21 protein-coding genes are annotated in these 21533 nt (G+C 69.6%); 7 read left to right on the plus strand and 14 right to left on the minus strand.

The features are described from left to right. Positions 1-184 precede the first annotated feature (184 nt). Positions 185-541, plus strand: coding sequence for an alpha/beta fold hydrolase (locus tag ACT89H_RS18685; RefSeq protein ID WP_445109903.1), 357 nt, complete (start codon positions 185-187; stop codon positions 539-541). A gap of 44 nt (positions 542-585) precedes the next feature. Here ACT89H_RS18685 and ACT89H_RS18690 read toward each other — a convergent pair whose 3' ends face one another. Beyond that, positions 586-1749: a GuaB3 family IMP dehydrogenase-related protein gene (locus tag ACT89H_RS18690; protein WP_445109904.1), complete on the minus strand. Its 1164-nt coding sequence runs from the start codon at positions 1747-1749 to the stop codon at positions 586-588. 348 nt (positions 1750-2097) lie between these two features. Next, positions 2098-3642: an IMP dehydrogenase gene (gene guaB, locus ACT89H_RS18695; RefSeq protein ID WP_445109905.1), complete on the minus strand. Its 1545-nt coding sequence runs from the start codon at positions 3640-3642 to the stop codon at positions 2098-2100. Between the two features lie 225 nt (positions 3643-3867). Here guaB and ACT89H_RS18700 point away from each other — a divergent pair, with 225 nt between their 5' ends. Further along, positions 3868-4281 (plus strand): DUF5319 domain-containing protein, encoded by a 414-nt coding sequence (locus tag ACT89H_RS18700; RefSeq protein WP_039795739.1) that lies wholly within the window; start codon positions 3868-3870, stop codon positions 4279-4281. 229 nt (positions 4282-4510) lie between these two features. On the opposite strand, the gene ACT89H_RS18705 is transcribed toward ACT89H_RS18700, so the two are convergent. From ACT89H_RS18705 to ACT89H_RS18715, 3 genes are all read right to left on the minus strand, one after another. Further along, a complete protein-coding gene (locus tag ACT89H_RS18705) occupies positions 4511-5689 on the minus strand; it encodes an anti-sigma-D factor RsdA (protein WP_445109906.1) in 1179 nt (392 codons plus the stop codon). Next, the gene (locus ACT89H_RS18710) at positions 5682-6260 is read right to left on the minus strand and encodes a sigma-70 family RNA polymerase sigma factor (RefSeq protein ID WP_039795737.1); all 579 of its coding nucleotides are present in this window, start codon (positions 6258-6260) and stop codon (positions 5682-5684) included. Before ACT89H_RS18710 ends, ACT89H_RS18705 begins: the two co-directional genes overlap by 8 nt. A gap of 134 nt (positions 6261-6394) precedes the next feature. Continuing rightward, positions 6395-7267: a hypothetical protein gene (locus tag ACT89H_RS18715; RefSeq protein ID WP_445109907.1), complete on the minus strand. Its 873-nt coding sequence runs from the start codon at positions 7265-7267 to the stop codon at positions 6395-6397. A gap of 625 nt (positions 7268-7892) precedes the next feature. Between ACT89H_RS18715 and ACT89H_RS18720 the strand changes: the two genes are divergently transcribed. The 3 genes from ACT89H_RS18720 to ACT89H_RS18730 all read left to right on the plus strand — a co-directional run bounded on the left by ACT89H_RS18720 (position 7893) and on the right by ACT89H_RS18730 (position 9445). Next, positions 7893-8186 carry a WhiB family transcriptional regulator gene (locus ACT89H_RS18720; RefSeq protein WP_039796164.1) on the plus strand — a complete coding sequence of 98 codons (294 nt, stop codon included), beginning with the start codon at positions 7893-7895 and terminating at the stop codon, positions 8184-8186. Positions 8187-8616: 430 nt separating this feature from the next. Continuing rightward, entirely contained in the window at positions 8617-9192 is a 576-nt protein-coding gene (locus ACT89H_RS18725) for a sigma-70 family RNA polymerase sigma factor (RefSeq protein WP_445109908.1), read from the plus strand. A gap of 1 nt (position 9193) precedes the next feature. Next, complete coding sequence (locus tag ACT89H_RS18730; RefSeq protein WP_445109909.1) at positions 9194-9445, plus strand: RskA family anti-sigma factor; 252 nt, start codon at positions 9194-9196, stop codon at positions 9443-9445. A gap of 228 nt (positions 9446-9673) precedes the next feature. Here ACT89H_RS18730 and groL read toward each other — a convergent pair whose 3' ends face one another. Next, positions 9674-11284 (minus strand): chaperonin GroEL, encoded by a 1611-nt coding sequence (gene groL / locus ACT89H_RS18735; protein ID WP_445109910.1) that lies wholly within the window; start codon positions 11282-11284, stop codon positions 9674-9676. Positions 11285-11461: 177 nt separating this feature from the next. After that, positions 11462-11764, minus strand: a complete 303-nt coding sequence (gene groES / locus ACT89H_RS18740; RefSeq protein WP_028479292.1) for a co-chaperone GroES — start codon at positions 11762-11764, stop codon at positions 11462-11464. 586 nt (positions 11765-12350) lie between these two features. Here groES and ACT89H_RS18745 point away from each other — a divergent pair. Further along, positions 12351-13889: a DUF7159 family protein gene (locus tag ACT89H_RS18745; RefSeq protein ID WP_445109911.1), complete on the plus strand. Its 1539-nt coding sequence runs from the start codon at positions 12351-12353 to the stop codon at positions 13887-13889. Positions 13890-13966: 77 nt separating this feature from the next. On the opposite strand, the gene tsaD is transcribed toward ACT89H_RS18745, so the two are convergent. The 7 genes from tsaD to ACT89H_RS18780 all read right to left on the minus strand — a co-directional run bounded on the left by tsaD (position 13967) and on the right by ACT89H_RS18780 (position 20911). After that, the gene (gene tsaD, locus ACT89H_RS18750) at positions 13967-15010 is read right to left on the minus strand and encodes a tRNA (adenosine(37)-N6)-threonylcarbamoyltransferase complex transferase subunit TsaD (RefSeq protein ID WP_445109912.1); all 1044 of its coding nucleotides are present in this window, start codon (positions 15008-15010) and stop codon (positions 13967-13969) included. Then, positions 15007-15510: a ribosomal protein S18-alanine N-acetyltransferase gene (gene rimI, locus ACT89H_RS18755; protein ID WP_445109913.1), complete on the minus strand. Its 504-nt coding sequence runs from the start codon at positions 15508-15510 to the stop codon at positions 15007-15009. The genes tsaD and rimI overlap by 4 nt, the downstream gene beginning before the upstream one ends. Before the next feature lie 5 nt (positions 15511-15515). Further along, a complete protein-coding gene (tsaB, locus tag ACT89H_RS18760) occupies positions 15516-16232 on the minus strand; it encodes a tRNA (adenosine(37)-N6)-threonylcarbamoyltransferase complex dimerization subunit type 1 TsaB (protein ID WP_445109914.1) in 717 nt (238 codons plus the stop codon). Between the two features lie 55 nt (positions 16233-16287). Then, the gene (gene tsaE, locus ACT89H_RS18765; protein WP_445109915.1) at positions 16288-16740 is read right to left on the minus strand and encodes a tRNA (adenosine(37)-N6)-threonylcarbamoyltransferase complex ATPase subunit type 1 TsaE; all 453 of its coding nucleotides are present in this window, start codon (positions 16738-16740) and stop codon (positions 16288-16290) included. Next, positions 16733-17821: an alpha/beta fold hydrolase gene (locus ACT89H_RS18770; RefSeq protein WP_445109916.1), complete on the minus strand. Its 1089-nt coding sequence runs from the start codon at positions 17819-17821 to the stop codon at positions 16733-16735. Before ACT89H_RS18770 ends, tsaE begins: the two co-directional genes overlap by 8 nt. Continuing rightward, entirely contained in the window at positions 17818-19038 is a 1221-nt protein-coding gene (alr, locus tag ACT89H_RS18775; RefSeq protein ID WP_445109917.1) for an alanine racemase, read from the minus strand. Before alr ends, ACT89H_RS18770 begins: the two co-directional genes overlap by 4 nt. 427 nt (positions 19039-19465) lie before the next feature. Beyond that, a complete protein-coding gene (locus ACT89H_RS18780) occupies positions 19466-20911 on the minus strand; it encodes an NAD(P)H-hydrate dehydratase (RefSeq protein WP_445109918.1) in 1446 nt (481 codons plus the stop codon). Positions 20912-20953: 42 nt separating this feature from the next. On the opposite strand from ACT89H_RS18780, the gene ACT89H_RS18785 reads away from it, so the two are divergent. Then, positions 20954-21376: a cupredoxin domain-containing protein gene (locus ACT89H_RS18785; RefSeq protein WP_445109919.1), complete on the plus strand. Its 423-nt coding sequence runs from the start codon at positions 20954-20956 to the stop codon at positions 21374-21376. The last annotated feature ends 157 nt before the right edge of the window (positions 21377-21533 follow it).

A 21533-nucleotide genomic window follows, 5' to 3' on the forward strand; every position in this document is an offset into this window, starting at 1 on the left:
GTTTAGTGAGCAGCGAAATGAGCGAATCACCGGCACAGCGACCCCGCGTGCGAGGCTGGGATGCCCGCGGCCACGGCCGCACCAGGAACGAGGGCCTACAGCCCACGGCCCCACCCCGGAACAGTCCACCGCCACACGGAAGTTCCTCGACGAGTGGTACGACGACGGCTCCCGCGAACGGGCCGTGCAGCAGCTCGCTTCCTGGCTGATCGGCGACGACGAGTGGTACCGCTCGATCTGGACCCGACGCTGGCAGGTGCGCGAGCGCCGCGGCATCGAAGTTGCCGCGGGCTGCCTGCTCAGCCGCGACTCGGTGCTGGACCGCCTCCGCGAAATCGCTTGCCCTGCCTTGGTGATCCACACCACGCACAGCGGCATGGACCGGGAGCGCGCCCAGGAACTGGCCCAGGGGCTGTCCGGCGCCACGTTCATCGAGATCGCCGAAGCCCGACTTGCGGTGACGATGACCCACGCCGAGCCGGTGAACCACGCGATCCAGCAGTTCCTGCGCGCCCGGACGAAACCGACCCGCGTGCGCTGAACCTGTGTTGGTTTTCCAGCGCCTGCGGCAGCTCAGGCCTACCTTCAAGCGCGTACGCTCAGGCCCACCTTCTGGAATTCCTTGAGATCCGAGTAACCGGCCTTGGCCATCGAGCGACGCAGCCCGCCGACGAGATTCAGCGACCCGAACGGATCGTCGGACGGGCCGAAAAGCACCCGCTCCAAGCTCGGGCGCACCTGGTCGCCGATCGGCTCGCCACCGAGATCCCACGGATCCTCGACGTGCAGCATCGATCCGCGCGGCACCGACGGGTGCGCGGCCGCCGACGGCCAGTACCAGCCACGACCCGGTGCCTCCGCGGCCACGGCGAGCGGAACCCCCAGCATGGCCGCGTCCGCACCGCACGCGATCGCCTTGGCCAGCTGCCCCGAGGTGGCGATGTCGCCGTCCGCGATGACGTGCACATAGCGACCGCCGGTCTCGTCCAGGTAGTCGCGGCGGGCGGCGGCGGCATCCGCGATCGCGGTGGCCATCGGCACGCCGATGCCGAGTACCTCGCCGGTGGTGGTCGCGCCGGGGTAGGAGCCGTAGCCGACGATCACGCCCGCCGCTCCGGTGCGCATCAGGTGCAGCGCGGTGCGGTGATCGCTCACGCCACCCGCGACGACGGGCACGTCCAGCTCGGCGATGAAGGTCTTGAGGTTCAGCGGCTCACCGTCGCCGACGTGCTCGGCGGAGATGATCGTGCCGTGCACCACGAGCAGGTCGACGCCCGCCTGCAGCAGCGCCGGAGTGAGCGTGCGCGCGTTCTGCGGGCTCACCCGCACGGCCACGGTGACACCGGCGGCGCGCACCTGCGCGACCGCTGCGGCGAGCAGATCCGGCTGCATCGGCGCGGCGTGCAACTCCTGCAGCAGCGCCACGGCGCGCTCATAGCCGCCCTTGCCGACCAGCTCGAGCAACTGGTCGATCTTCGCGCCGACATCCGCGTGCCGCGCCCACAGTCCCTCGCCGTTGATCACGCCGAGCCCGCCGAGGCGGCCGAGCTCGATGGCGAACTCCGGCGACACCAGAGCATCGGTGGGATGCGCCAGAAACGGAATCTCGAAGCGGTAGGCATCCAGCTGCCAGGACAGCGAGACCTGCTTCGACGAGCGGGTCCGGCGCGACGGGACGATGTCGACGTCGTCCAGCTCGTAGGTACGCCGGGCGGTCCGGCCCATGCCGATCTCCACCATGTCGCGCACGCGAAATCTCCTTGTCTGATGTGCAGCGCCTGCGGCGCTGGGTGTTCACGGCTGTGTTGGATTTCCAGCGCCTGCGGCGCTGGGTGTTCACGGCCCCTTTATGGCTCGCGTTCCAGCGGTCGAGACTCGCGCCTTCGGCGCATGCGCTTCGACCGCTGGAACGCGAGCCGGGCCGCGAACGGCGCTCGTAAGACTCGCGCCTCCAATGGTTATTTATGGGGGCAGGTAGGCAGGTGGGCAGCACGGAAGGCGCCGCCGACTGCCACGCAGTGTGCTCACGGCCGCCACAGCCGGTTGGCAAGCTCCATCATGCACGGACCAGTTGGTCCTGTACACGAACCTAGTGGGCTAACCCCGTCCCGTGTAGTTAGGGGCTTCGACGGTCATGGTGATGTCGTGCGGGTGGCTCTCCTTGAGGCCCGCCGCGGTGATCTGCACGAACTGGGCTTCCTGCAGATGCGCGATCGACTGCGAGCCGGTGTAGCCCATGGCGGCGCGCAGGCCACCGACCAGCTGGTGGATCACCTGGTTGACCGGGCCGCGGAACGGCACCCGGCCCTCGATGCCCTCGGGAACCAGCTTGTCCTCGGCCAGGACGTCGTCCTGGAAATAACGATCCTTGGAGAACGACTTCGCCTGGCCGCGGCCCTGCATGGCGCCCAGCGAGCCCATGCCGCGATAGCTCTTGAACTGCTTGCCACCGACCAGAATCAGCTCACCGGGCGACTCGGCGGTGCCCGCGAGCAGCGAGCCGAGCATCACCGTGGACGCGCCCGCGGCGATGGCCTTGGCGATGTCACCGGAGAACTGGATACCGCCGTCGGCGATCACCGGGACGCCCGCGGGCTTGCACACGGCGACCGCCTCCAGGATCGCGGTGATCTGCGGCGCGCCGACACCGGCGACCACGCGGGTGGTACAGATCGAGCCGGGGCCCACACCCACCTTGACCGCGTCCGCGCCCGCCTCGACCAGCGCGGCCGCGCCCTGGCGGGTGGCGACGTTGCCGCCGACGACCTGGATCCGGTCACCGACCTCGGACTTGACCTTGGTCACCATCTGCAGCACCTGGGCCTGGTGACCGTGCGCGGTGTCCACCACGAGCACGTCGACGCCCGCGTCGGCCAGTGTCATCGCCCGCGACCAGGCGTCCTCGCCGACACCCACCGCGGCGCCGACCAGCAGGCGGCCGTCCCGGTCCTTGGTGGCGTTGGGGTACTGGTCGGTCTTGACGAAGTCCTTGACGGTGATCAGGCCGCGCAGCCGCCCGTTGCCGTCGACGATCGGCAGCTTCTCCACCTTGTGCCTGCGCAGCAGTCCGAGCGCGGCCTCCGCGGTGACGCCCTCCTGCGCGGTGATCAAGGGAGCCTTGGTCATGACATCGGCGACGCGGCGGTTCTGATCCACCTCGAAGCGCATGTCGCGATTGGTGATGATGCCCACCAGCGCACCGGTCTCGTCCACCACGGGAAGACCCGAGATGCGGAATCTGGCGCACATCGCGTCGACCTCGGCCAGGGTGTCGGTCGGACGGCAGGTCACCGGGTCGGTGACCATGCCGGCCTCGGACCGCTTGACCGTCTCCACCTGGGAGGCCTGGTCGGCCGTCGAGAGGTTGCGGTGCAACACGCCCATGCCGCCCGCGCGGGCCATCGCGATGGCCATCCGCGCCTCGGTCACCGTATCCATGGCCGAACTGACCAACGGGGTGCGCAAGCGGATCTCCCTGGCCAGCAAGCTGGAGGTCTCCACAGAGCTGGGGATGAGATCCGAGGCGGCAGGCAGCAACAGCACATCGTCGAATGTGAGGCCGAGCATGGCGATCTTGTTCGGATCGTCGCCACCCGTAGGAGGGCGGACTGCGATTCGTTCGCCCGATACGGGATTACTCATTCGGATCGACCCCTCCTGGACGTCGATAGCGACCGGCGCCGGTCTGACCGGCGCCGTGACGGCTGATTGGGATGGACGTGCTTCGGCGGCGGTGCGATCGAGACCCGCCGTAGCGTGTGCTCCATGGTATCTGTCCGGTGAACTCGCCGACGAAGTGAGCCCGCCACCGAAACTGGCAGGCCGCATCGCTGGCGCAGACCGCCCTGTTCTGCGTACCGTGGGGATGTGCGTGACCATCTACCACCTGGCTTGCCGCCGGATCCGTTCGCCGGAGACCCCTCCGACCCGTCCGCCGCGCTCGATGCCATCGAGCCCGGCGAGCCGCTGGATCCCCACGAGCGCCTTGCGGTCGAGGAGGATCTCGCCGACCTCGCGGTGTACGAGGCACTGCTGGCCCACCGCGGCATCCGCGGGCTCGTGGTCAGCTGCGAAGACTGTAGGCAGGATCACTACCACGACTGGGACATGCTGCGCGCCAACCTGCTCCAGTTGCTGGTCGACGGCACCGTCCGTCCGCACGAGCCCGCCTACGACCCGACGCCGGAAGCGTATGTCACCTGGGACTACTGCCGGGGCTACGCGGACGCTTCGATGAACGAGGCTTTCCACGGCGACGGGTTCGACGGATTCGACGGCTGATACCAGTCCGAGCGGGTCGCACGCGGGTCTTCCGAGGCTCGCGTACTGTGCGCTTGCCGCTGTGATCTTCGACGCACAAGATCACTTCGGCAGGCGAACGAGGCGGCTCCGCAGGCCGACACGCCGATGATCGCGGCCCTGTCGTCACCCACCGGAAAGACCCCCGGAAAGACAAAAATCCGACCGCCTGGCCGGCGATCGGTTCTTGCCTGGACCGATATTTCCGCTGTCAGCGGCCGGGCGGCACGAACTGGCCCGGATTGGGAATGACGGGAACGCTGAAGGTCGGCGGCTGATTGTTGCTGCTGTGGGTATTGGTGTTGCCCTGCGTCGGAGCGGTGGGCGGCTGCTGCTGCGGAGCCGTCGGACTACCGGTGTCGCCCGTGGGCCCGCCCGTCGGCGGCGGCTTGACCTCGGTAACCGGCGGCCCTTGGGGAACCGTCGGTTCCACCGTCGCCGACGGCTGGGTGGTCACCCGCGGCACCGTGGTCACCGGCGGCGCCGTGGTCGGCGCGCCACCGCCGTTCGACGTACCGCCCTCGCTCGAGGTTCCACCGCCACTGGGAGCGGTGGCGTCGGCCGAGGGCGAAGGCTTGTTCGTCGGCTCGCCCGGCTGCTGGACGATCGTCGAGGTCCCGCTACCGGGCGTTGGGCTGGGCTTGGTGGTCGCGCTGCTGCCGGAGGTGGCACGCGGGTCGGTGGTCTTGGGCACCGTGGACCCCAGTTGATCGGCCAGCGCCGGATTCACCTCGCGCAGTTTCGCGAGCAACCGCTCCCACTCGGTCATCAACTCGGCGCGCTTGTCGGGATCGCTGACCTGAGCGGCGTTCTCCTTGGCCTGCTCCAGCCGCACCTTCGCCTGCGTCGGGTTCTGCGTGACCAGCGTGGACGCCACGTCCAGGTCGTCGCCCGCCCGCTGCACGACGGTGGTCTGGGCCTGTTCGCTGAACACGACCTCTTTGACTCGCCACAGCGGATCGCCCGGCTCGGCGTTGTACGAGAACGCCGTCATACCCCCGATGACCAGGGCCAGCGCGGCCGCGGTGCCCATGATCGGGCGGAGCAGCCGCAGCCGCCCGCCGCCGTGCGCCCCGATGCGAACCTGCCGCGCGCCGATCTCCTGGTTGACCGCGGCCACGATCGCATCCAGATCCGGCTCGGCCGGCATCGGAGCCGCGATCAACTCCGCTCGCCAGTCCGCGAGCAACGTCGCGAGCTGATACTCCTCGGCGCTGTCGGTGTGCACCGGACCATCGCTGGCGATGGCATCGATCAGAGCATCATCGCGGCGGACCGCGGCGATGTCGACCGGGCCGGTATCACCGGACGCCTCGGCGTAGGGACCGCTGTTCCGCGATCCAAGCCGCGCCTTCCAGTCACCCCGACCGCGCTCGCCATCCCTAGCCATACATTTCACCTGCCCTCGCCACTTGTGACTTGAGTTTCGCGAGTGCCCTGTGTTGGGCCACCCGTACCGCACCCGCCGTACTGCCCACGGCGACTGCGGTTTCTTCCGCTGACAAACCCATGACCAAGCGCAGGATCAAGATCTCCCGGTGCTTCTCAGGAAGCGTCGCGAGCAAGCGGTTCATCTGCCTGCTCGTCTCGGATTCGAGAGCTCGTTGTTCCGGTCCCTGGTCGGTGGATATGACATCTGGTACTTCGGCCATCGCCTCCGCCTTGTTACGGGCGGCGTTGCGATGCGCGTCGGCGACCTTGTGCGAAGCGATTCCGTAAACAAAGGCCATGAAGGGCCTGCCCTGGTCTTGATACCTGGGCAAGGCTGTCATCACAGCCAGGCAAACCTCCTGCGCAACGTCATCCGCGGAGAGCTGCCCACGCTCCGCGGCTCCGATCCGCGCGCGGCAGTAGCGCACCACCAGCGGGCGGATCATCTCCAGTACCTGAGCTAAAGCGGATCTGTCGCCCTGCGCAGCGGCAGCGACGGCGAGGTCCAACTCTTCGCCCGTGTGCGTCATCGTCAGAGATATTCCCGGCGTTACAAAGTGGCACGGTCAGGTGACGACCAGTGCTTCCACCGAAGGGGCGGAACGGATCTAACAATAGCGACCCGTCGGCCGGAACTGGGCAACACGGGGCACTCCGTGATCACCTACCAACCGGTCATGGGGCGCAATACGCCGCCGGAGCGGGCGATGGCCGCGGCGCATTCGGCCGCCTCCGCCGCCGCGTTCCGCGCGCCCGACCCGGCGCGGAGCATGGCACAGGCCCAGCGCAACGGCAGCAGGCCGTGCTCGCGGCACTGCTCGGCGACATCCTCGGCCGAGACGCCGGATCGCCCGTGCGCGTCCGCCGCGGCGACCAACAGGCGGGACTTGACCCGGTGGCGCACCGACGGGGATCGCTCGGCCAGCTCCAGCGCGGCCGCCGCGTGTGCCGACGCCGTCTCGAAATCTCCTGCCGCCAACGCCCTTTCCGCGGACACCCAACCCAAGCGGATCGCCGGACGCCAACCGGCCCGGTACTGCCGCGCCGCCGACGCGCTGCGCCGCAGCAAGCGATCGGCCAGCGCGAGCCGTCCGGTTCCGAGCGCGTCGGCGGCGAGTCCGGTGAGCGCGTCGCAGATCGCGTCGGCGCGGCTGGGACGGTAGCCGCCGACCGCCTCGGCGGAACCGCCGGCGGTGTCCGGCTCCGCTCCGGTATCGGCGGTGAGGATCAGCGCGGCCGCCCGCCCGTCGAGCGCCGCGGCGCGCTGGTGCCAGCCGAGCTGGCGAAGAAAAGAAGCCTCGGTACTTCCCGCCAGTGCGAGGAGGACGGGGTCGGCTCCGTGCTGGCATACCCTTCGCAATTCGGTGCGCGCCGCGGCGTAGCGGCCCTGGCCGCCGAGGACCACCGCGCGATACCACCGGCCGAGCGGGTCCGACGCGGACGGCAGATCGGCGGCGGCACGCCCCGGATCAGCGCCGAAGGCGGCCTCCGCGAGGACCGTGACGTGAGGATCTCCGGGCAGAGCGGGCACCGACACGGGCGCACTCTATCCTGTGCGGCACCCGGGCCCCGGCGCGGAAAGGTGATCGAGGCAGGCCTGCCCCCTCTCGGGATTTCCGTCGCCGAGCCGATGTTGCCATTAGGTAAATCTCGTCCTGGCAATCGCCGAGCGGCCGCGCCGGGAATTCATGCGCGTTTCGCGTAATTAACCTGCGCGCCCCGTTGGCGCCATCTTCGGATCCGCCGGCGCGGAACACCCCGGTCCGCGGCAGTGACCCACGTCATGGGCTCGACATCTGCGCCGCAGCGGCGCCACGCCCCGGAAAAGGCCCCTACCAGCGGAATCTCGATCCGCCCCGGAACATGCAGCAGCCACGGGCATCCGGCTAACCAAACAGTATCGCCGGAACCAACGCGAAAAGTAAACAGTTCGGAGGTTAAATTTCGCAGCGCGAGATTTGGAAAAGTGCTGCGTCGAACTATTGACGGATTTTCGCGGCTGGACCTAACGTAGCTCATCGCCACGGACGGCGCGGCACGAAATTGCGGCGACCACGAGGGCGAGCCCCCGGGCACCCCCGCCGACACGGCGTCCTGGCCCAGGACTGTTGCAGAACAACTGCTCGACAACGCTGACGAGCTCTCACCACGAGGAGTTCACCATGCCCATGCCGACCCACCTCCCGGGACCCAACGCCGATGTCTGGGATTGGCAGATGCGAGGATCGTGCCGCGGGCAGGATTCCGCGGTGTTCTTCCATCCCGATGGTGAGCGTGGCCGAGCCCGCACCGCGCGCGAGATGCGTGCCAAGGAGATCTGCCGCACCTGCCCGGTGCTCATGCAGTGCCGCGCCCACGCGCTGAAAGTCAGCGAGCCCTATGGCATCTGGGGCGGCATGTCCGAGACCGAGCGCGAGATGCACGCGCGGCGCAACCGCCGCCGCATGGCCGTCTGAATCAATCGGCTCCCATCCGCACGCCGCCGGGCGTCGAATTCCTAGCAAACAACGGGCCACTGCAACATGCTTCGGTCGAGCCGCTCACGCGACACGGTGATCGGTCCGGTGCCGAAGGTCGGCGCGTGGGCTCCGATCGTCACCATCGATCGGCCGGCCGCCGAGCCACGCCGGAAACCGCGCACGCGGTGTTTCCGGCAGGCGCGACAGCGCTCGGCGTGTCACGGCTTGTCTTTACCGAAATGTCCGGCCTCTCGGCGCTTTCCGCGACGCGGCGCCGCTACACGACGAGCTTGTGGCCACCCCATCGGAAGGGAGGCCATAGCGGCAAGCTACGGTAGTGACCGATGACACAGAATGGAGCGTTGTGACAACGCGGCCGTCGGCCGCAGAGGGCGACTCGTTCCGAAGAGAAGCCTTCCCACCCACGGTGGATTCTGCGGTTACGGCACGCGCAGCCGAAAGTATCGAGCTCGCCGCGCTTTTACATCGATGCGGCCGAGCCGACCAGGAAGCATTCGCCGAACTGTACGACCGGACGTGTGCGCGCGTCTTCGGTCTGGTGTTGCGCGTTCTGCACGATCCGGGATACGCGGAGGAGACCACGCAAGAGGTCTATCTGCAGATCTGGCGGATGGCATCGAGTTTCGACCCGGCGAAAGGTTCCGCGGTCACCTGGTTGATGACGCTCGCCCACCGGCGTGCCGTCGACCGGGTCCGCGCCGAGCAGGCCCACACCCAGCGCGAGGTCGCCTACGGGATCCGGGTGCTCGGCAACGAATTCGACGAGGTCACCGAAGAGGTCGAGCGCAGGCTCGAACAACAGGCCGTCCTGGCTGGTCTCGCCACCCTCACCGAAACCCAGCGGGAAGCCATCTCGCTCGCCTACTACGGCGGGCGGACCTATGCGGAGGTAGCCACCTACCTCGACGTGGGTTTACCCACGGTGAAGTCCCGGATTCGGGACGGATTGACACGACTGAAGAAAAGTTTGGGGGTGACGTGAGATGAACGAACGCCGGATCGATCTCGCGCACACCGTCGCGCTCGGATCGATCGACGACGAAGACCATCAGGAAGTGCAGGGACTGCTCGACAGCGAGGACCCCGTACTACGCGCGGAGTTCATCCAGGAAGTCAGAGACACGAAAGAAACGCTCGCCGTTCTCGCCACCGCCACGGCGGTCACTCCGCCGCCGTCGCTGCGTGCTCGCCTACTCGCGGCCATCGCCGCTGAGCAGCCACCGGTCGCCAGCTGAATCCGGCGTACCGCCAGGCCTTCCCGCTCCGCGCGTACCGACCCCAGCGGTCCGGCCTTTCCCGCGGCCCCCTTCCGGCCCTGCGGCAGACAGCGTGTCGAGCATCGGAACTCCCTCGGTTTCACGGCAGCCGCGGTCCCGCCCCGGCTTGCGGGCCCGATCGGATACGGCAAGGCCCCCGAACCACGATGCGGTGCGGGGGCCTCGTCCGTGCGTTGTCCCGAAGGCTCAGTGCGCGTGACCGTGGTGGCTGTGGTCGTTCTGCTCCTCGGCGGGCTTGTCGACCACGGCGCTCTCGGTGGTGAGCACCATCCGCGCGACCGACGCCGCGTTCACGACGGCCGAACGGGTCACCTTCACCGGGTCGACGACGCCGTCGGTCAGCAGGTCACCGTAGGTGAGCGTGGCGGCGTTGAAGCCCTCCTTACCCTCGGCCACCTTGCTGACCACCACGGCGCCGTCCAGGCCCGCGTTGGTGGCGATCCAGTACAGCGGCGCCTGCAGCGCGGTGCGGACCACCTCGACGCCGACGGCCTCGTCACCGGACAGCGAATCGCGCAGCTCGACGAGCTTGCCGCTCGCCTGCACCAGCGCGGTGCCGCCACCGGGCACGATGCCCTCGTCCACAGCGGCCTTGGCGGCGCTCACCGCGTCCTCGACGCGGTACTTGCGCTCCTTCAGCGCGGTCTCGGTGGCCGCGCCGACCTTGATCACCGCGACGCCGCCGGCCAGCTTGGCCAGCCGCTCCTCCAGCTTCTCGCGATCCCAGTCGGAATCGGTGGCCTCGATCTCGCGGCGCAGCTGCGCGACCCGCGCCGACACGTCCGCCGCGGAACCGGCGCCGTCGATGATCGTGGTCTCGTCCTTGGTGACGACGATGCGGCGCGCCTTGCCGAGCACGTCCAGCCCCGCCTCGCGCAGGGTGATGCCCAGGTCGGGGTTCACCACGGTGCCGCCGGTGACCACGGCCAAGTCGTCGAGGAACGCCTTGCGGCGGTCGCCGAAGAACGGCGCCTTGACCGCCACCGCTTTGATCGTCTTGCGGATCGCGTTGACCACCAGGGTCGACAGCGCCTCGCCTTCGACGTCCTCGGCGATGATCAGGACGGGCTTGCCGCTCTCGGCGATCTTCTCCAGCAGCGGCAGGAAGTCCGGCAGCGAGCTGATCTTCTCGCGGTGCAGCAGGACGAACACGTCCTCCAGGATCGCCTGCTGGCTGTCGGGATCGGTGACGAAGTAGGGCGAGAGGTAGCCCTTGTCGAACTGGACGCCCTCGGTGACGACGAGTTCGGTCTGCAGCGTCGAGGACTCCTCGACGGTGACGACACCGTCCTTGCCGACGGTGGTCAGCGCCTTGCCGACCATCTCGCCGATCTCCTCGTCCCGCGAGGACACGGTCGCGACCTGCGCGATGGCCTGCTCGCCCGCGACCGGGGTGGCCAGCGCGAGCAGCGCCTCGGAGACCGCGTCGGCGGCCTTGGCGATGCCGGAGCCGACCGCGATCGGGTTCGCGCCGGCGGCAACGTTCTTCAGCCCGGCGCGGACCAGCGCCTGGGCCAGCACGGTGGCGGTGGTGGTGCCGTCGCCCGCGACGTCGTTGGTCTTGGTGGCGACGCTCTTGACCAGTTGCGCGCCGAGGTTTTCGAACGGGTCTTCCAGCTCGATGTCGCGCGCGATGGTGACGCCGTCGTTGGTGACGGTCGGGCCGCCGAAGGACTTCGCGAGTACGACGTGCCGTCCGCGCGGGCCCAGGGTGACCTTCACGGCGTCGGCGAGCTTGTCGACACCGCGTTCCAGAGCCCGGCGAGCCTTCTCGTCGAACTCGATCTGCTTTGCCATGGGGATTCGCTCCTGTAGTGGATTGCGGCGCTCCCGGGTCCCATCGCCGTTACGCAGGCTGCCGCCTCCGGGCCCGTCGCTCGCACCGCGTGTTTCAGTGCCGTGGTGTCGGCGCCGAACGCACTCCGCCCCGGGTCGGGGAAGACACCGGGGCGGAACGCATGCGTGCCCGATCGGCTACTTGGTGACGACGGCCAGCACGTCGCGCGCCGACAGGATGAGGTACTCCTCGCCCTGGTACTTGATCTCGGTGCCGCCGTACTTGCTGTAGATAACGGTGTCACCCTCCTGGACATCCAGCGGGATGCGCTTCTCGCCCTCGTCGTCCCACCGGCCGGGACCGACGGCGACAACGGTGCCCTCCTGCGGCTTTTCCTTCGCCGTGTCCGGGATGACCAGGCCGGAGGCCGTCGTCGTCTCGGCCTCGTTGGCCTGGACGAGGATCTTGTCCTCGAGCGGCTTGATGTTCACGCTCGCCACGTTGAGCCCTCCACTTTCAGGGGATTCGGTCGTTCGGAACTTGTCGCTCCGAACTCGTCGGTTGGTCACGATGCTGACCCTGCGCATAGCCCCGTCGTCGCGGGTGCCGGGACCCCTGCCCAGTGGTCAAGCTGCTGGCACAAGCACTACACACAGTGCCGACTAGCACTCTATACATGAGAGTGCCAGCGCTCAAGGCTGGAAGGTGCCAACTTTGCGCGGCGCGCCCGCCACGCCGGTGGGCTTGGCGATAAGTTCGGGAAAACAGTAACGTTCGGATAACGGATTGTGACACTATTGACGACGGCTGCGGTCCGGCCGCCGGTTCGTCGCTCCTCGGGCGACGGCGCGGCGGCACCGGATAACCACAGCGTCGACGGAACTCGCAGCGCCGCAGCACGATCGTTGCACCACCCGCTTCACCAGAGAGCAAGACACACGTGATCCATGGCCGGTCCCCGCGACCCACCCGGACCAGGGGCCGGTTCGTTTCCCGGTCCTGGTCGCGCGTCATCCATACGGCGGTCCGGCAGTCCATTCGAGATGGTCGGCGACACCGTGACCATCCACTCGAAGGGAGGTGAACATGCGAACATCCCTCGGCATCTCGGCCGGGGCAGAGGTCGTGTGCTCGGCGTTGGTCTCCACCGCGCCGAACGGCACGCAGAGCTTCGATTACCGCGTCGTCTCCGCCGACGCGGCCCATTCCGATCTCGGTGACCTGGTGGCGTCCTCCATCGAGTTGATGACGACCCAGCTGCCGACCACGCAGCCGCCGCGCAAGATCGTCCATCCGGTCGGCGGTCGTTTCGCGGGCGGTCCACGCGACTTCGAGCCGACGACCGGGCGCCCGCCCACCAGCGTCGCGGTCGCCTACCGCACCAAGGAGCAGGCCCAGATCATCCGCTCCGCCACCGGCAAACAGCGTGAACTGCGGCTGATCCCGGAGGGCACCGCCGCGCTGACCTACCTGCGGCACACCGGCCTGCTCGACCGCTACGAAACGGTCGCGATCGTCGATCTCGGCGCCTCCGGGCTCAGTGTCACCGTCGCCGACCGCGCCGACGGCTCCCTGCTCCGTTCCGATCACACCGCCACCGTGAGCGGCAAGGCGATCGACGACCTCGTCTACCACCATCTGCTGAACTTGCACTTCGCGCGGCGCAGTACCCGCCCGAACCGCGGCATGCTCACCAACCGGAGCCGCGCGGCGAAGGAGCACCTGTCCATCGCGCCGGCGGTCACCATCGACCATGTCGCAGGTCGTCCGCTGAAGCTGACCAGGGCCGACTTCGAAGAGTTGATCGCCGACCTGCTGCGTGACCTGGCACGGTTCGTGACGATGTCGTTCACCCGGGCGCCCAGCCAGCCGCAGGTGGTGGCGGTCATCGGCGGCGGCGCGAACATTCCCGCGGTGCTGCACACGCTCACCGCCGCCGTGGACGTCCCCGTGTTCACCGTGCCGGATCCCGAGGCGGTGACCGCGAAAGGCGCGGCGCTGGTCGCCGATTCGACGCAGCCCTCGGTGTTCCCGGTGGGCGGGCTCGGCGGCGACGCGCCCGCGGGGACCGTCACCAAGGTGTTCGGCACGCTGGCCGGTGCGATCGTGGTCGTCGGACTGATCGTCGGTTACGGGGTCAAGACGTTCGCGCCGGCCTCGGATGACGAGGTCTCCCCCGCGGGGACCACGAGCAGCGCGTCGCAGCTTCCGAACCCGACATCCGTACCGCCCGCGACCACGGCGGCCACCACGCCGCACGGCCGGACGCCGGAGAGCACCGGCATCGCCTCGACGACCATGGAACGCGGACCGCAGAGCACGACCGGCGGGCCGTCGGCCACGCAGGGGATCACACCCACACAGCCCACGCTGCGCCCGGATCCGAACCTTCCGCCCATTCCGTTCCCCGAACTGCTCGGTCCACTGTTGGGGAATTCGACTGCGGCACCGGACAGTTCGCCCGAGTCGCCATCGAGCCAGACGTGGTACCCCGCGGCGCCCGGTGCACCGGCGCCCGGCACGAGTCCGGCGCCCACCCAGGCGCCCGCGCAGTCGGCCCTGCCGCTTCCGCCCCGGGGGAATTCGGGGTCGGCGGTACATCCCGGCCTGATCACACCGAACTGATCCGGCCGCCGACGGCTCGCCAACTCACCGGAATCCCGGTGCGGCCATCGACCATCGGCGCGCTGAATCCGAGCCGGTCAGCGAACCATACTGACCGACACCGGCAAACCGGGATCGGTGGCGACCGTCAGCGGCGAAGCGGCCGCGCCACCCGCGATGACATGCGCGCCGAGCGCGGCGATCATCACCCCGTTGTCCGTGCACAGCCGGGGCTTGGGTACCCGCAGAGTCACACCGGCCGCAGCGCAACGTTCCTCGGCCATCGAGCGAATCCGCGAGTTGGCCGTCGCACCGCCACCGAGCACCAGCGTGCCGACACCGACATCCTGGGCAGCGCGAACCGCCTTCATCGTGAGCACATCCGCGACGGACTCCTGGAAGGACGCCGCGATATCGGGGATGGGCAGATCCTCGGCGGCGACACCGTCGCGCTGGGCCGCCTCCACGTAGCGGGCCACCGCGGTCTTGAGGCCGGAGAAGGAGAAGTCGTAACGCGGGTCGCGCGGCCCGGTCATGCCGCGGGGGAAGGCGATGGCGCGCGGATCACCGGTCGCCGCGGCGGCATCGAGCGCGGGACCACCGGGAAAGCCCAATCCGAGCAGCCGGGCCACCTTGTCGAACGCCTCGCCCGCCGCGTCGTCGACGGTGCTGCCCAACTCGACGATCGGCTCGGCCAGATCCGTGACGTGCAGCAGATGCGTGTGCCCGCCGGAGACCAGCAGCGCGACGCACGGCGGCATCGGCCCGTGTTCCAAGGTGTCCACCGCGACGTGCCCGCCGAGATGGTTGAGCGCGTAGAAGGGCACATCCCACGCCGCCGCATACGCTTTCGCGGCGGCGACTCCGACCAGCAGCGCACCGGCCAGGCCGGGGCCGATGGTGACCGCCAGCGCGTCCGGTTTCGCGATACCCGCGGCCGACAGCGCGCGGCGCATCGCGGGCACTATCGCCTCGAGATGGGCGCGCGAGGCGATCTCGGGAACGACACCACCGAAGCGCGCGTGCTGGTCGACACTGGAAGCGACCTCGTCGGCGAGCAGTTCGCAGGTGCCGTCGGAGTTCCTGCGGACGATGCCGACACCGGTCTCGTCGCAGGAGCTTTCGATGCCCATGATGATCACGACAACACCTCGTCCCGTGTGCGCCTGCGGTACTCGCCGGCCAGCGCGGGGCGGCGCATCGTGTACGCGTCCGCGCCACTGGGGTGGTAGTAGTTCTTGCGCAATCCGATGATGTGGAAGCCGTGCTTGGCGTACAGCGCGATCGCGGGTGCGTTGTCGGTGCGGACCTCCAGGAACACCGGTCCACCGCGCCGGTCCGCCTCGGCGAGCAGCGCCTCCAGCAGCAGCGTGCCGACGCCCGCGCGGTGGCAGCCGGGATCGACGCCGATGGTGTGCACCTCGGCCTCGGGGTGTTCGGCATCACCCAGCAGAGCGATACCCGCGTAGCCGACCATTCGCCCATCGTCGTCGCGCGCGGTGATGTAGCGGTTGTGCCGCCCGGCCAGCTCGGACTGGAACGCCACGGCGGCCCACGGGTCGTCCTCCGGGAACAACAACTGTTCCAACTCGACGCAGCGCGTGATGTCGGCGGTCACCATCGGCGCGATTCGGACAGTCACCGGCCTCACGCCCCCGTCCGGTCGAGTCGGCGGTAGGCGTTCTCGACCGCGTCCGGCCTGCGCAAGTACAGCGGAACCAACGGTTCCGGCACACTGCCGGACAGCAGCTCGGCGGCGGCGACGCACACCAGCCCCGCCGGCGATGGCGTCTCGGCGGGAAGCACGGGGAGATCGAAGTAGTCGACGTGCGAGGCGGATCCGGCGATCGCCGTGGCCTGGCCCGCATCCAAGTCCGAAGGCTTGCACACCTCGGGTCCGGCCACGCGCGCGCCCTCTCGGTACCGCGCCCAATACACTTCGCGCCGCCGGGCATCGGTCACGACGAGCAGTTCGGTTTCGGGCGGGAGCTCGACCGGGATCGGCACCGCGAGGTCGGCGGCGGCGTCGGCGGCGATCGCGTCGAGGCTGCACACGCCGTACACCGGGATACCGAGCGCGTCGCCGAACGCGGCCGCGGTGGCCATGCCGACGCGCAGGCCGGTGAACGGCCCCGGACCGGCACCGACCACGATCGCGTCGATGTCGGTCCTGGAACGACCTGCCTCGGTGAGACATTCGAGGATCTGCGGGGTGAGTACCTCGGCATGGGCACGGGGGTCGACCCGCACCCGGGAGGCGACGGTGTGTACCAGGACAGGATTCGCCGCGCCCGCGCCCTGCTCCAAGTCCACCAGTCCCGCTGTGACGGCGGGTGTCGCGGTGTCGACGGCTAGTACAAGCATGATTGGGCCAAGGATACCGGGTGGTAGCAACCGCCGACGCAGAGCTACCTGGGAGCTAATTCACCCATTCCCAGCTGGCGGTGCGCACATCCGAGTCCGGCGCCCGCGACAGCACCACGCGCAGGTGCCGCTCCGCGAGGTGTTCCACCACTCCGCGGCCCCACTCCACCACGACCACCGCCTGATGCAGATCGGTGTCCAGGTCCAGCGCGTCCAGCTCGTCCAGATCGCCGCCGAGCCGGTAGGCGTCCACGTGCACCATGGGCACCGGCGGCCCGCCCGCGCGCTGCCCCGCGCGGTGCTGGCGGGCGATGATGAACGTCGGCGAACTGACCCGTCCCTGTACGCCGAGTCCTTCGGCGATGCCGCGGGTGAGCGCGGTCTTGCCCGCGCCGAGCGGACCGTCCAGCACCACCAGATCCCCGGCACGCAGATCGGTGGCCAGTTCCCGGCCCAGTGCCTCGGTGTCGGCGACAGTGGGCAGCACCCGATGCCCCGGATCAGCCACGAGCCGCCTCCGATGCCTCTTCCGACGCCGGGTCCACCACGCCCGCGCGCACGAGCAAGCGATCCAGCGCGGCATCGACGATGTCCGGGTATTGCAGGTGCGGCATGTGCGCCGCGCCCTCCAGCCGGACGAGCTCGCTGCCGGGCAGGGCGGCGGCCAGCGCACGCGAGTTACGGAACGGGATCACCAGATCGTGCGCGCCGCCGAGCACCAGAACCGGCGTGCCCGCCAACACGGGCAACGCCGCCGACTCGTCGTGCAGCTCGATGGCCTGGAGAAATTTCACGATGGTCGCCATCGGCGTCTGATCGATCATCAGCGTCGTGAAGCGCGACAGGGTCGGGCTCACCGGTCCGTGGAACGAGCTGACGTGCAGGATCGGCGCGATCACATGGCGAGCGGTGACGCGGCCGGCCTGGACCAGTGCGGGCGCGGTGTACACGGCCAGCCGGAAGCCGTCGATCGCGGGATTGCGCAACACCTGCCCGATACCCGCCGCGGTGACCTCGGCGGCCGCGGTCGACAAGAGCGCGACCCCGATCACCCTGGCGGCGAACAATTCCGGGAATCGCGCGGCCGCGGCCAGGATCGCCATCCCGCCCAGCGAATGTCCCACCAGCACCACCGGCCCGGCCGGAGCAGTGGCGTTCAGCACGGCGGCAAGGTCGCTGCCGAGCTGGGCGACGGTACAGCTCGCCGCGCTCGGCACACCGGAACGACCGTGCCCGCGCAGATCGAACAACACCATGCGAACCCGTGCGCCATAGCGCTTTTCCAGGTCACGACGCTGAAAGTGGAAGGAAGCCATGCTGTTGCAGAAGCCGTGCACGAAGATCACCGTCACCGGCGCGTCGTCGGGGCCACAGGTCCGCGTGGCCAAGGGCACACCGTCGTCGGCGAGCACCGTCCCCGCGCGGTCGGCATCGATCAGCGCGAAATTCTCGTCGCGGTAGTCGTCGCCCCGGGCGGGCCACAGCACCCGCGCACCAGCGCAGCGCAGGGCATGGGCGCCCGCGAGCGCACCGACGAAACCCACCGTGGCCAGCCCGCCGCGCAACGGGGTCACCCGGAAGCGGCTCATCGGACGCCACCGACATAGCGCCGGGTGACCCGGCCGCGCGGCGCACACACCACTTCGTAATGGATGGTGTCGAGCAGGTCCGCCCAGTCCTGGGCGTGCGGTCGCGCACCGAAGAGAATCGCGGTGTCGCCTTCCTGAACACCCGCCGCGTTGTCACCGAGGTCGACGACGAACTGATCCATGCACACCCGCCCCACGTTCTTGCGCAGTGCCCCGCCGAGCCAGACGCCGAATCGTCCGCTCAAGGGCCGGAAGACGCCGTCGGCGTACCCGGCGGGAATCAGCGCGACGGTGGTGTCGTGCGGCGCGATCCACTGGTGCCCGTAGGAAACGCCTTCGCCCGCGGCCACCCGCTTGACCAGGGCGACGCGGGCCTGGAACGTCATCGCGGGCCGCAGGCCGAAATCGTCGTCCGGTATCGGGGACAGGCCGTACATGGCGATGCCCGGCCGGACCAGGTCGAAGGCCAGGTCGGGGCGGGTCAGGGTGGCGGCGGAGTTGGCGATGTGCACCAGCTCCGGCTCCAAGCCGTGCTCCTTGGCCGTGGCGATGGCGTCCAGGAAACGGGCGCGTTGCGCGTCGTTGTTGCGGTGCGCGGGTTCGTCGGCGTGCGCCAGGTGGGAGAAGATCGCGCGAAACCGCACCACACCCTCGTCGACCAGAGCGCGCAGCGCCGTCAGGACTTCCGGATATACCACCGGCGACACGCCATTGCGGTTCAGGCCGGTGTCCACCTTCAGGGTGACCGTCGCCGGACGGTCGAGGTCGCGCGCCGCGGCCTCGACCGCTCGCAGGTGAGCCGCCGAGGAGATCCCGATCTCGACGTCGGCGGCCACCGCGGCCGCGAAGTGGGTGTCCGTGCTGTGCAACCAGCACAGGATGGGCGCGGTGATCCCGGCCGCACGCAACTGCACGGCCTCGCCCACCGTCGTGACGCCCAGTTCCGCCGCACCCGCGGCCAAGGCGGCCCGGCCCACCTCGATCGCACCGTGGTTGTAGCCGTCGGCCTTCACTACCGCCATCACCGCGGCGTCGCCCGCGTGTTCCCGCAGGATCCGCACGTTGTGGGCGATGGCGTCCAGGTCGATGACCGTTTCCACTTGCGCTGTGCCGCCTCTCCGCGGGTCAGGGCCGTACTGGTCGGGCACGCAAGATTCGGGTCCATGCCCTGCGTTCGATGCCGCCCGGATCGTGGGCGTGCCCGGCGAGTTACCCATGTGCTCTCGAGATCAGTCGTCGCGTTGTTTCCGGTCGAGTCTATTGGCGCGCTCGTTTCCGGTTCCAATCGGTTTGTGTGGCGCTCCGGCCGGTGTGTCGTGCGCCACGACCAGCACCGATTACGCCGACGAGGGTGACGCCCGGCACATAGCATGCCGGCCATCGTGCTCGCCGGAACCCGCGTCGGACCGGCTGGATGCCCGCCGGCTCCGGGTGCGGCACGCGCCGATCGGGAAGATCGCCGATCGGGAAGATATAGCACCGGCTCACTCGACAGCCGTCGGCTCCGCACTGCTCCGCACCGCCCATCGCTTTCACCGAACACCGCCCACCGCGACGCGAACCATCACCTTGCACCCGCGGGTTCGGCGCACGCTCCATGCTCGCCTGACGCCTCGGCGAAAGAGCTGGTGGGCGGCCGACCGGTCAGAAGGGGTGGGCGAGGCCGCGTAGGACGCCGATCGCGGGGCGGACATGAGCTGCCAGGAGACTCGCCGAGATGGGGGTTCCCGCGGGGGCGGCGTCGTGGGCGGCGAGGTTCGCGGCCAGTGCGTGCACGCGCGCGGCCGCCGCGGCCGACCATGCGGGTTCGCGGCCCGCCGCGAGCAGGGTCCCGATGATGCCCGACAGCACGTCGCCCGCGCCCGCGGTCGCCGCCCAGGAACCGCCCGCCTCGTTGACCAGCACCGGACGGCCGGGAGCGGCGACCAGCGTCGCACGGCCCTTCAGCAGTACCGTGACCTGCCAGGCAGCGGCGAAGTCGCGGACCGCGGCCACCCGGTCCGGACCGACCTCGTGGCCGGTGAGCCGAGCGAACTCGCCCGCGTGCGGAGTCAGGACGGTCGGTGCCGCACGACCGCGCACCAGATCCGGCTCCGCGGCCAGCACAGTCAGGCCGTCGGCGTCGATCACCACCGGGAGGTCGGTGGCCAGGATTTCGCGCAGGCGTTCCCTGGCGGCGGCATCGGTGCCGGCGCCGGGACCGAATACCCAGGACTGGACGCGACCGGTCGCGGCGATCTCCTGGGTAGCGATCACTTCGGGAAAGTGGTTCAGCACCTCGGCGGCCGCGGTCCCGGCATACCGCACCATGCCCGACGTCGCGGCCACGGCGGCACCCGCGCACAACACCGCCGCGCCCGGATACGTCGCGCTGCCGGCGCATACGCCCGTCACACCCTGCGTGTATTTGTCGTCGGCCGGGCCGGGAACCGGCCACGCGGCGCCGACGGCCGCCGGCTCCAGCGCGACGAGCCCCGCCGCCGGAAGACGTAAGCCGATGGGCACCAATTCGATTCGGCCGCACTGCGGCGCGGCGAGGGCGTGCACCGGCTTGTACGCGCCGAACGCGACCGTGACGTCCGCGCGCACGGCCGGGCCTTCGATCGCGCCGGTGCCCGGGTCGACGCCGCTGGGCAGGTCGGCCGCGACGATCGGAGCCTGCACGGCCGCGACGATTTCCGCGGCGCGCGGCCGCAGCGGCCCACGACCGGATATGCCGACGATTCCGTCGATCACCAGGTCCGGCCGGCCCGCGTCGTCGGCGACTCGACCGCCTGCCCTGCGCAGCGCAGCGAGCCCTTCGGCGTGCGCCCGCTCCGGGTTCAGCAATACCGCGGTGACCGCGACACCGCGGCGGCGCAACTGCGCTCCGGCCCAGAGCGCGTCGCCGCCGTTGTCCCCGCTACCGATCAGCAAGGTCACCGCCCGCCCCGCGATACCGCCGGTACGCTCCCGCAGTTCGCGCGCCGCCACCGTGGCCAAACCGTGCGCCGCCCGGCGCATGGGTACGCCGTCCGGCACCCGGGTGAACAGTTCGGCCTCCGCCGCGCGCACCTCGTCTACGGTGAAATAGCCCCGCTGCGTGGACATCGCCGCTCCCTCCGTCGGTGTGGCCTACTACGCTTGGCCATCATGCCAAGCGCCCGCCGCATCGAGATCGTCCGCGTCGTCACGGGTGTCGCCCTGGCCTGCGCGCTGCCGCTGTCCGGTTGCGGCGGTGACGAATCCGGTTCGGCCGCCACCACGACGAGGCCGGCCCGGCCGACCACCACCGCTGCGCAGACGGGTGACAGCAAGCCCGCCGCCGCCACCGTCGTGGTGCACGACATGAAATTCTCCCCCGCCGAGGTCACCGTCGAGGTCGGCGACACGGTCACCTGGAAATTCGACGACAAGGTCCCGCACACCGTGCAGGGCATCGGCGACAAGGCCATGGGGATCAACAGCCCGATCTTCGACAAAGGCGAGTGGAGCTACACCTTCACCACACCGGGCACCTACCGCTACCTCTGCTCTCTGCACCCGGAGATGCGCGGCTCGGTCACGGTGAAGTAGATCGGGGTACAGACCGACCGCGCCGGAACCACATCGCCGGGTGTTCCGTCGGCGCAGCGCCCCAGACGTCGGCTCGACGAACCCCTCCATCCAACCGAGTTCAGGATTCGCGGCCGCTTGCCCGGGTGCCCCAGGGTGTGTCGGCCGAGCCTGTTCA

The organism is Nocardia aegles, from assembly GCF_052545135.1.